9 protein-coding genes are annotated in these 9,346 nt (G+C 71.0%); 6 read left to right on the top strand and 3 right to left on the bottom strand.

Annotation, left to right across the window (positions count from 1 at the left end; translation table 11 throughout):
* A partial coding sequence (locus ACFU99_RS21395) for a PspC domain-containing protein (protein WP_384394311.1) occupies positions 1 to 613 on the bottom strand: 613 nt, incomplete at its 3' end.
* 234 nt (positions 614 to 847) lie between these two features.
* On the opposite strand from ACFU99_RS21395, the gene ACFU99_RS21390 reads away from it, so the two are divergent.
* From ACFU99_RS21390 to ACFU99_RS21380, 3 genes are all read left to right on the top strand, one after another.
* A complete protein-coding gene (locus tag ACFU99_RS21390; protein ID WP_384394313.1) occupies positions 848 to 2,671 on the top strand; it encodes a protein kinase in 1,824 nt (607 codons plus the stop codon).
* A 120-nt stretch (positions 2,672 to 2,791) separates the two neighbouring features.
* Complete coding sequence (locus tag ACFU99_RS21385) at positions 2,792 to 4,066, top strand: PspC domain-containing protein (protein ID WP_384394310.1); 1,275 nt, start codon at positions 2,792 to 2,794, stop codon at positions 4,064 to 4,066.
* 44 nt (positions 4,067 to 4,110) lie between these two features.
* The gene (locus ACFU99_RS21380; protein WP_384394309.1) at positions 4,111 to 4,833 is read left to right on the top strand and encodes a LuxR C-terminal-related transcriptional regulator; all 723 of its coding nucleotides are present in this window, start codon (positions 4,111 to 4,113) and stop codon (positions 4,831 to 4,833) included.
* On the opposite strand, the gene ACFU99_RS21375 is transcribed toward ACFU99_RS21380, so the two are convergent.
* Complete coding sequence (locus ACFU99_RS21375; RefSeq protein WP_384394308.1) at positions 4,799 to 5,302, bottom strand: ATP-binding protein; 504 nt, start codon at positions 5,300 to 5,302, stop codon at positions 4,799 to 4,801. The genes ACFU99_RS21380 and ACFU99_RS21375 overlap by 35 nt on opposite strands.
* A 221-nt stretch (positions 5,303 to 5,523) precedes the next feature.
* Here ACFU99_RS21375 and ACFU99_RS21370 point away from each other — a divergent pair, with 221 nt between their 5' ends.
* From ACFU99_RS21370 to ACFU99_RS21360, 3 genes are all read left to right on the top strand, one after another.
* Positions 5,524 to 6,396, top strand: a complete 873-nt coding sequence (locus ACFU99_RS21370) for a helix-turn-helix domain-containing protein (protein ID WP_384394307.1) — start codon at positions 5,524 to 5,526, stop codon at positions 6,394 to 6,396.
* A 13-nt stretch (positions 6,397 to 6,409) separates the two neighbouring features.
* Positions 6,410 to 6,607: a DUF397 domain-containing protein gene (locus ACFU99_RS21365; RefSeq protein ID WP_384394305.1), complete on the top strand. Its 198-nt coding sequence runs from the start codon at positions 6,410 to 6,412 to the stop codon at positions 6,605 to 6,607.
* Positions 6,608 to 6,837: 230 nt separating this feature from the next.
* Positions 6,838 to 7,953: an alpha/beta hydrolase gene (locus tag ACFU99_RS21360; RefSeq protein WP_384394303.1), complete on the top strand. Its 1,116-nt coding sequence runs from the start codon at positions 6,838 to 6,840 to the stop codon at positions 7,951 to 7,953.
* 120 nt (positions 7,954 to 8,073) lie between these two features.
* On the opposite strand, the gene ACFU99_RS21355 is transcribed toward ACFU99_RS21360, so the two are convergent.
* On the bottom strand, positions 8,074 to 9,198 hold the full coding sequence (locus ACFU99_RS21355) for an NlpC/P60 family protein (protein ID WP_384394301.1): 1,125 nt from the start codon (positions 9,196 to 9,198) through the stop codon (positions 8,074 to 8,076).
* Between the last annotated feature and the right edge of the window lie 148 nt (positions 9,199 to 9,346).

Here is a 9,346-nt window from a genome sequence, read left to right as displayed (position 1 = left end):
CTTGCGGACCGTAGTCGGGACCCCACAAATAGCCCGTGCCGGCGGGCGAGCGGCCGGGGGCGCCGTCCTTGACGAGCGGGTCGCGCCACCAGGACGGCGCGCCGGGCGCGGGCGGCGCCTTGGTCTCCGGCGGCGCGTCCTTCTGCACGGTCGCGGCGCTGGTGGCGGGGGTTTCACCGGTGTTGTCGGCGGCCTGTCGGCGCTGCTGCGACCAGTACGTGGCGCCCGCCATGGCGCAGATCAGCAGGAGGGAGAAGGAGACCACACCGCCGTTGTTGAGCATCGACAGGAACAGCCCGCTGCCGACCAGCGCGCACAGCACCGCCGTCAGCGCGGGCCCCTCGACCCGGCCCGACAGCAGCCGCCGCCCCTCGTTCTCCTCCTCGCCCTCCAGCGGCACCAGCAGCCACGCGAAGCCGTACGCGATGAGACCGAGGCCCCCCGCGAAGGAGAGGACGCCCAGCACCACGCGGAAGATGACGGGGTCGAGGTCGAAGCAGCGGCCGAGCCCGCCGCACACTCCGGCGACCACCTTGTGCTCGCGGCTGCGCCGCAGCGGCGGCCTGGCGCCCGGAGCGGGTTCCGCCGTTTCGGCGGTGGGTGCGTCGGTCATACGTACATGGTGTCAACCCGCGGTCGCCGGAGGCATCAGCGGCAACCCTGGACGTTCCCTGAGACCGTCCCTTAGGCAATGGCCGCTATCGTGATCCATCGAACATGAAGCGGGGACCCAGAGGGGAGCACGGTGTCGGAGTCGGTGACGGGCGGGGAGCCGGGAACGCAGTCCGATGAACAACGGCTGGTCGCCGGGCGGTACCGGCTTCTCGAACGGATCGGCCGCGGTGGCATGGGCACGGTGTGGCGTGCCGAGGACGAGCTGCTGGGCCGCCAGGTGGCTCTGAAACAGATCCATATCTCGCCGTACCTGGAGGACGACGAGCTCGCGACGCTGTACGAGCGCACCCGCCGCGAGGCGCGCAGCGCGGCCCGCATCGCGCACCCCAACGTGGTGGTCGTCCACGATGTGGTCGAGGACCGCGGCCGGCCGTGCATCGTGATGGAGTACGTACCGTCGACGACGCTCGGCGACGTGCTCAAGCAGTTCGGCACCATCTCGCCGGAGGAGACGGCCCGGATCGGGCGCGGCATGATCGCGGCGCTGCGGGCGGCGCACGGGGCCGGGGTGCTGCACCGCGATGTGAAGCCGGGCAATGTGCTGCTCGGCGCGGAGGGCCGCGTCGTGCTCACCGACTTCGGCATCGCGCAGTCCAGCGGCACGTCGACGCTGACCAAGACCGGCGAGATGGTCGGCTCCATCGACTACATCGCGCCCGAACGCGTCAAGGGCGGCAGCCCGGGTCCCGCCTCCGACCTGTGGGCGCTCGGCGCGACGCTCTACCAGGCGCTGGAGGGCCGCCCGCCGTTCCGCAAGGACACGCCGGTGGAGACGGCCTACTCGATCGCCGTGGACCCCTTCGAGCCGCCGCGCCGGGCGGGCCCGCTGGCGAAGCTGGTCGAGACGTTGCTGGCGAAGGAGCCGGAGTTCCGGCCGCCGGCGGAGCTCGTGGAGCAGATACTGCGCGAGCCGATGGCGGATGCCGAGACCGCGTACATCGACGCGATGGTCAAGCCGACGGGGGCGACGGCGGGCGGCGGTACGGGCGGGACGGCCGGTACAGCCGGGAGCGCCTCGGGGGTTACGACTCCGCCGGGATTCGGGCCGGCCATGGCCATGGGTACGGACACGGGAACGGGCACGGGCCCAGGCACGGGGCAGGGTTACGGGCCTGCCGCGACGAATGGCGCGGGTACGGGCACAGGGCCGACTGCCGGGGGCTTCGGCACCGGACCGACGGCCCAGGCGCCTTCCCACGCGCAGTCCTATGCGGCGTCCCACGCGCCGCCGACCGGCCCGACGCAGCGGAACGGCTACGCCGTGGCGTCCCCGGCCGAGGGGGTCACCGGGCCGCCGTCGCCGTCGCCTTCGCCGGGCAAGGGCTCCAAGGACAAGGGCCGAGGACGCGGCCGTACGGTCCTGTGGACCGCGATGGCTCTGGTGGTCGTCATAGCCGTGGGGGGAGGCACGTACTACTACTTCACGGAGTACCGGAAGGCGGGCGACTCCACCGCCTCGGCGGGCGGCTCCGGCAAGCAGGACCCCAAGCCCTCCGCGTCGCAGCCGGCGAAGCCCTCGCCGGGCACGTCCAAGCTGCCGCCCCCGCCGGCTGTGCCGGACGGCTACCGGAAGGTCACCGAGCACGAGCTGGGCGTCACCTTCCCCGTTCCGGCCGACTGGATCCGGCAGGAGAAGTCCTCCACGGAGGTCAACTACATCGACCCGAGCGGACTCGCGCGCATCCAGGTGAACGTCCTGGACTTCGCCAGCTCCGACCACCTCGCGCACTGGAAGGAGGTGGAGTCGCAGGTGAAGACGGAGCAGGACGGTTACAAGCTCGGGCGGATGCAGAAAACCGAGTTCCTCGGGGAGCCGGCAGCCGTGTGGGAGTTCACCTTCCAGGGCAAGGCACGGGAGTTCCGCGCCATCGACCTCGGTTTCGGGCACGAGGGCGGCGACGAGTACGCCATCTACCTGTCGGCGCCGTCGGCCATGTGGGACCAGTTCCGCCCGGTCTTCGAGGGCGTGAGCCAGGGTTTCCGCCCCCTGAAGTGAGGCGCGAGGCGACCCGCGAAGCGACCCGGGGGCCGTGCAGCGCCGGAGGGCGCGGCTCTGCGGGTCCCGTCAGGGGTGACCCTGATGCCCGGAGCCCCGCTGACATGTGACGATCAGGGCATGACCGCCGCCTACACCGCTCCGCCCGACCCGGACGCCGCGCCGCCGCTGCGCAAGCTCTACCGCAGCGCGGAGGGGCGCATGCTGGGCGGCGTGGCGCGGGGGCTCGCGGGGCACTTGGGGCTGCCGGTGTCGTGGGTGCGCGTGGTGTTCGCCGCGCTGCTCATGTCGGAGGGCCTGGGCGCGGTCCTGTACGCGGTGTTCTGGTTCGTCGTGCCACTCGGGGTCGGCGGTGTCGAGGCCCGGCGCGGGCCGGTCGAGACGTTCCCGGACGGCAGACGCAGGCTGCTCATCCGCAAGCCGGACCGGGGCCAGATCTTCGCGCTGATCGCGCTCGTCATCGGCGCCGCGATCTTCCTCGACAATCTCCACCTCGGCCGCGCCAACGCCTATATCTGGCCCGTCCTGCTCATCGGCGCGGGCGTCGCCCTGGTCTGGCGGCAGGCCGACAACGCCCGCCGCGCGCACTGGATGGAAGTCAGCCGCCGCAAGCGGGTGCTGCCGGTGGCGCGCGGCGCGACGGGCGTCGCGCTGGTCGGCGTGGGCGTCACGGGCATCGTGGTGCTCCAGGGCTCGGCCCGGCACCTCGGCACGGTCCTCCAGGCGTCGCTGGCCGTGCTGGTCGGCATCGCGCTGCTGGCCGGGCCCTATCTCGTACGGATGACGCAGGACCTCACCGAGGAACGGACGATGCGCATCCGCGCGCAGGAGCGCGCCGAGGTCGCCGCCCATGTGCACGACTCGGTCCTGCACACCCTCACCCTGATCCAGCGCAACGCGGAGGACTCGCGGGAGGTGTCGCGCCTCGCGCGTGCCCAGGAGCGGGAGCTGCGGGCCTGGCTGCACCGGCCGGAGGGGCGCGGCAAGGACGAGGCGCAGGCGCCGCAGACGCTGGCGGAGGCCGTCAAGGCCGCCGCGGCCGAGGTCGAGGACCACCACGGCGTGCCGATCGAGGTCGTCGTGGTCGGGGACTGCCCGCTGGACGACAAACTGGGCGCGCAGATGCAGGCCGCGCGGGAAGCGATGGTCAACGCCGCCAAGTACGGTGGCGAGGGCGGGGCGGTGCAGGTCTTCGCGGAGGTCGAGGGGCGCACGGTCTTCGTCTCCGTACGGGACCGGGGTCCGGGCTTCGACCTGGACGCGGTGCCGGGCGACCGGATGGGCGTACGGGAGTCGATCATCGGCAGAATGCAGCGCAACGGCGGCACGGCGCGCCTGCGGTCCGCGCCGGACGGCGGCACCGAGGTGGAACTGGAAATGGAGCGGTCGGCGTGAGCGGGCCGCGCGGCCGAACGACGGACGATGACGAGGGACAGACGATGAGCCAGGGCAACGATCCGACGGGCAGCGAGCCGACGGGCACGGCGGGCGCGGACGAGGGCCGTACGGTGCGGGTGGTGCTGGTGGACGACCACCGGATGTTCCGTACGGGCGTGCAGGCCGAGATCGGGGAGACGGAGCGTACGGGCGTCGAGGTCGTCGGCGAGGCCGCCGACGTGGACCAGGCGGTCACCGTCATCACCGCGACCCGCCCCGAGGTCGTGCTCCTGGACGTGCACCTGCCCGGCGGCGGCGGCGTCGAAGTACTGCGCCGCTGCGCCGCGTTGATGGCCGCCCCGGAGCAGCCCGTGCGCTTCCTGGCGCTGTCCGTCTCCGACGCCGCCGAGGACGTCATCGGCGTCATCCGCGGCGGCGCGCGCGGCTATGTCACCAAGACCATCACGGGTACGGACCTGGTCAACGCCGTCTTCCGGGTCAAGGACGGCGACGCGGTCTTCTCCCCCCGGCTGGCCGGCTTCGTTCTCGACGCCTTCGCGTCGACCGACGCGCCCCCCGTCGACGAGGACATGGACCGCCTCACCCAGCGCGAACGCGAAGTCCTCCGCCTCATCGCGCGCGGCTACGCGTACAAGGAGATCGCCAAGCAGCTCTTCATCTCGGTGAAGACCGTCGAATCCCACGTCTCGGCCGTACTCCGCAAACTCCAGCTCTCCAACCGGCACGAGCTCACCCGGTGGGCCACCGCCAGGCGGCTGGTCTGACCGCGGATGACTGCGGTGTGAGCTCACCACCCCCACCGGTCGGGATCTTGAGCTCCACCCAGACCCGCTTGCCGATGCCGTCCCTGCGCGGGCACGTCCCCCAGCGGTCCGCGAGCGCGCTCACCAGCGCGAGTCCGCGGCCGTTCTCGTCGTCGTCCGCGGCCGGACGCGGCACCGGAAGGTCGTCATTCGCGTCGGCGACTTCCAGGCGCAACACGCCCTCGTAGAGCCCGAACCGAGTCCCGATCTCCCGGCCGGGCGAGGCCTTGGCGTGCTCGACGGCATTGGTGACGAGTTCGGAGAGCAGCAACACCGCTGTCTCGGCGGGTTCATCGGTGACGCCCCAGATCGCCAGCTGCTCGCGCAGGGCGGCACGTGCGCGACCGACGCTTTTGCGGTGACGGGGGAAACGGTGGTTGGCCTCGTTGACGGCGGGTGCGATTGCCGCCGGTTCTCCGGGTGCAGACACGAGAGTGCCCCCTCAAGAGTGCGTGGCTGGTCGGCGGTTCGGTGTGCTGTCGCCCGACCGCGGTAGTCATGTCAGGTGAGTGATTCGTGACACTTGGTAGTGTGTGGTGTTCCGTTCGCGCGGTGCAAGCGAAACACCTGAACTCACTTGAACTGATGACTACGCTGGGTATGTTGGTGATCGCCAAAGGTGTCTGCGGAGGTATCGGTCAAGGGGACGTCATGCCAGTGCTGGAAAATCCAACTGTCCGTCGCCGTGTGCTGGGGGCGAACCTTCGGCGATTGCGCGAGGGTAAGGGGCTGTACCTGGAAGATGCTGCCGAACAGCTCAGTTGCCATGCGGCGAAGGTCAGTCGCATCGAGTCCGGGCGAAGCGGAATCCGTCAGCTCGATCTGCGCGTGCTGCTCGACTTCTACGGTGTCAAGGACGTCAAGGTGCGAGAGGGCTGGCTGGCGCTGGCCCGCGAAAGCAGGAGGCGGCGCTGGTGGCGTGAGTTGGAGGATCAGCTGCCGCAGGACTTTCTCGATCTGATCGGTCTGGAGGAAGAGGTCGCCGGGTGCCGAGGCTTCCAACCGAGCGTCATTCCCGGACTGTTCCAGACCGAGGCGTACGCGACCGCGGTGATCCAAGGTGGTTCTACGGGCCCTCTCGACGAGGGGCAGCAGACCAAGGTGCGCGTGCGGCTGGAACGCCAGAAGGCGCTGACGGGACGCTGGCCCGAACTGCTCAACGTGTGGATGGTTCTGGGCGAGGCCGCTCTGCGGCAACAGATCGGCGGGCGGGACGTATTGCGGGAACAACTGCTGCATTTGGTCGAGGTAGCGCAGCTTCCGAACGTCACTCTGCAGGTACTACCGTTCTCGGCGGGGGCTTGTAAGGGCGGAATGCTGCCCTTCTCGCTCTACAGCTTCCCGGCTCCGACGGATCTGGAGGTTGTGCTTCTGGAGAGCTTTACGAGCCATGCCTACCTTGAAGGGCCTGAGGATACGGCCCACTACAACAGCGTTTTCGATCATGTACGAGCAACAGCGCTGAGCCCCCTGGACTCGGAGGCGCTGATCGTCAGCTCGGCCGACGAGTTGGCCCATGACTAAGGAAGTGCGGCAGATGTCCACTGATCGGCCCGATTGGTTCAAGAGCTCCCACAGCCACCAGAACGGCGAGTGCGTCGAAGCCCGCCGGATAGGCATCGGCGTGGAGCTCCGGGACACCAAGGATCGCGGGACCGGGACCCTGGCCTTCGGCCCGGACGCCTGGACCGCTTTCCTCGCCGATGTGAAGCGCCGCGATTTCCCCGCCGCGTAGCGGCGGACCCGCTCAAGCTCCTGGCTCGGGCCAGGGGCTTTCGCGTGTCCCGGCACTGCTGCCGGGGCGCTGGACGGGCTCTGCCAGCGCAGGACGCGCGCATAAGTGAAGCTCTTGTCACAAGCGGAACCCTGGCGGTCCGTATGCCATCTCTTCCGATCGAAAGGCCCCCACGGGGCCCTGGCAGCACTGCCCCCTGCGGCTGCCCTTGATCCGGAAACGAGAGCTTCATGAGCCTGACGGGGACGCCGTTCCTCCTGACGTCGATTGTGCTGGTGATCGCGGCCCTGGTGGTGCCGCTGCTGCTGTGGAGCCGAATAGGCGGACCGCGGGCGATGCGGGCGGTGGCGCGGTTCGTCATGCTGCTGTTCGTGCAGACCACGGCGGTCGTCATGGTCTTCGTGATCGTGAACAACTCCAACGGGCTCTTCGACAACTGGGACGACCTGCTCGGCACCGGCAACCACGTCAACGCGGCCGCCGACCTCGGCGCGGACGGCACCGGCGGCAAGTCGCTGAGGCGCGAGCCCAAGGTGATGCAGAAGTTCAAGCCGGCGGGGGACCAGCGAATGGGGCCGGGGGTGCGGGTCACGCAGCTCAAGGGGCGGATCTCGGGGGTGGACGGCGAGGTCTACGTGTGGCTGCCGCCGCAGTACGACGACCCCGCGTACAAGGACCGCACGTTCCCCGTGGTCGAGGTGCTGCCCGGCTTCCCCGGCTCGGCCAAGGCGTGGTTCGGGTCGCTGAACGTCAACACGCAGCTGAAGCCGCTCATGGAGAGGGGCAAGGTGGCGCCGTTCATCCTCGTCGCGCCGCGCACCACGCTGCTCGGCGACGTCGACACCGGCTGCGCCAACGTCCCCGGCAAGGTCAACGCCGACACCTGGCTGAGCGTCGACGTCCGCAAGATGGTCACCGACAACTTCCGCGCCGCGTCCAAGCCGGACGGCTGGGCCGTCGCCGGGTACTCCGCCGGCGCGCACTGCGCCGCCAAGCTCGCCGTCTCGCACCCGGACCGCTACCGGGCCGGGGTGAGTCTGTCCGGCTACAACGACCCGATCGCCGAGCCCGTCGCGCTGACGGCCAAGGACCCGGTGCTGCGGGAGAAGAACAACCCGTGGAAGATCCTCCAGCACGCCAAGACCCCGCCGCGGACCGCCCTGTTCGTCTCGGGCGCGGACGGCGACGGGTACCAGGCCGGGGTGGCGCTCAAGCAGACGGCGAAGGCGCCGACGACCGTGCACGTGGAGAAGATCCCGAAGGGCGCGGGCGGGCACGGCACGGTCGTCTGGCGGAAGCAGGTGCCGGAGGTCTTCAAGTGGCTCACGCATCAGCTCAAGGTGTGAGAAAAGGCGTGAGATATGGCGTGAACCCAAGGCGCGACGCCAAGGTGTCAGCTCACGGTGTGAGTTCACGGAGTTCATGGCGTGAGATAAGGCTTGAGGCAAGCCGCCGGCGCTGCGGGATCATGCCGGGCGCGTCGCGCCCGCGAACGGCATCTGGTCGATCGGCGCCACCCGCACCGGCGCCCCCGGCCGCGGCGCGTGGATCATCTTGCCGTCGCCGACGTAGATGCCGACATGGCTGACGCCCGAGTAGAAGAACAGCAGGTCGCCCAGGGTGAGCTCGGACCGGCCGACCCTCGACCCCGCGTTGATCTGGGTGTACGTGGTGCGTGGCAGCGACACCCCCGCCGCCCGCCACGCGGCCTGCGTCAGCCCCGAGCAGTCGTACGCGGACGGGCCGGTGGCGCCCCACACGTACGGCTTGCCGAGCGCCGCGTACGCGAAGGACACCGCGCGCGCCGCCCGTTCCGTCGGGGCCTGGACGCCGCCGCGCGCCGCCGAACGGTCCGCCGCCCGTACGGCCGTACTCCGGTCCGTACCCCCGGCGCCCGCGCCAGCCGCGCCACCCCCGCCACTTCCGCCGCCCGCATCGCCGTCCTGCACGCTCGCGCGCTGTTCGGCCGTCAGCTCCCCCAGGAGTCGTTTCGCGGCGTCCAGCTTCCCCTCGGCGGATCGTTTGTGCACGCCCAATTCGGCCTGGGAGTCCTTGAGGCGGGCCAGTTGGGCGTCGGCGGCGGTCCGCACCTGCTGTACGCCGCGCAGTTCGTGTTCGACGCGCTCCACGACGGCGGCCTGCCGCCCCGCCATGTGGTCGGCGCGCGCGGCGCGGTCGAGGTACTGGTCGGGGGAGGAGGAGAGCGCGAGCCGGATCTCGGGGGAGAGGCCGCCGTCGCGGTACTGCGCCGTGGCGTACGACCCCAGCGCGTTACGGGCCGAGTTGAGCCCCGCCGTCTTGCGCGCGGCCTCGTCGCGGAGCTCGTCCAGCGAGTCCTCGGCGGCGCGCGCCTTCTCCTTCGCGCCGTTGTACCGCTCGGCGGCCGCCTCCGCCTCCTGGTAGTAGCGGTCCACCTCCGTCTTGACCTGGGCCGGGGTGGGCCGGGGCGCGGCGTGGCCGGTGCCTTCCAGCGCGGTGCCGGTGGCGGCGCCCGCGAGGGCGAGGGTCGCCGCGGTGCGTGCGGTGGGGCCGGTGAGCGAGTACGGCCGGGGCCGTTTGGGCTTGCGGTGCGAGGCCACGGGGGCCGTCACTTCCTTCCGGTGCCGTGCTGTTCCATCGTGCGGTTCGCCGGGGGCGGCCCCGCGGTGGGCCGGAAAATGGGGGGGGGCCGCCGCCCGGCGTTGTGGACGCGGTGGGCGACAGTCGCCCTCCGGGCGCGGGTCGGGCCCAGGCGGGGCC

Source organism: Streptomyces sp. NPDC057654 (assembly GCF_042800135.1).
In the GTDB taxonomy this organism is placed as follows: Bacteria; Actinomycetota; Actinomycetes; order Streptomycetales; family Streptomycetaceae; genus Streptomyces.
This window is presented reverse-complemented; position numbering and strand designations above follow the sequence as displayed.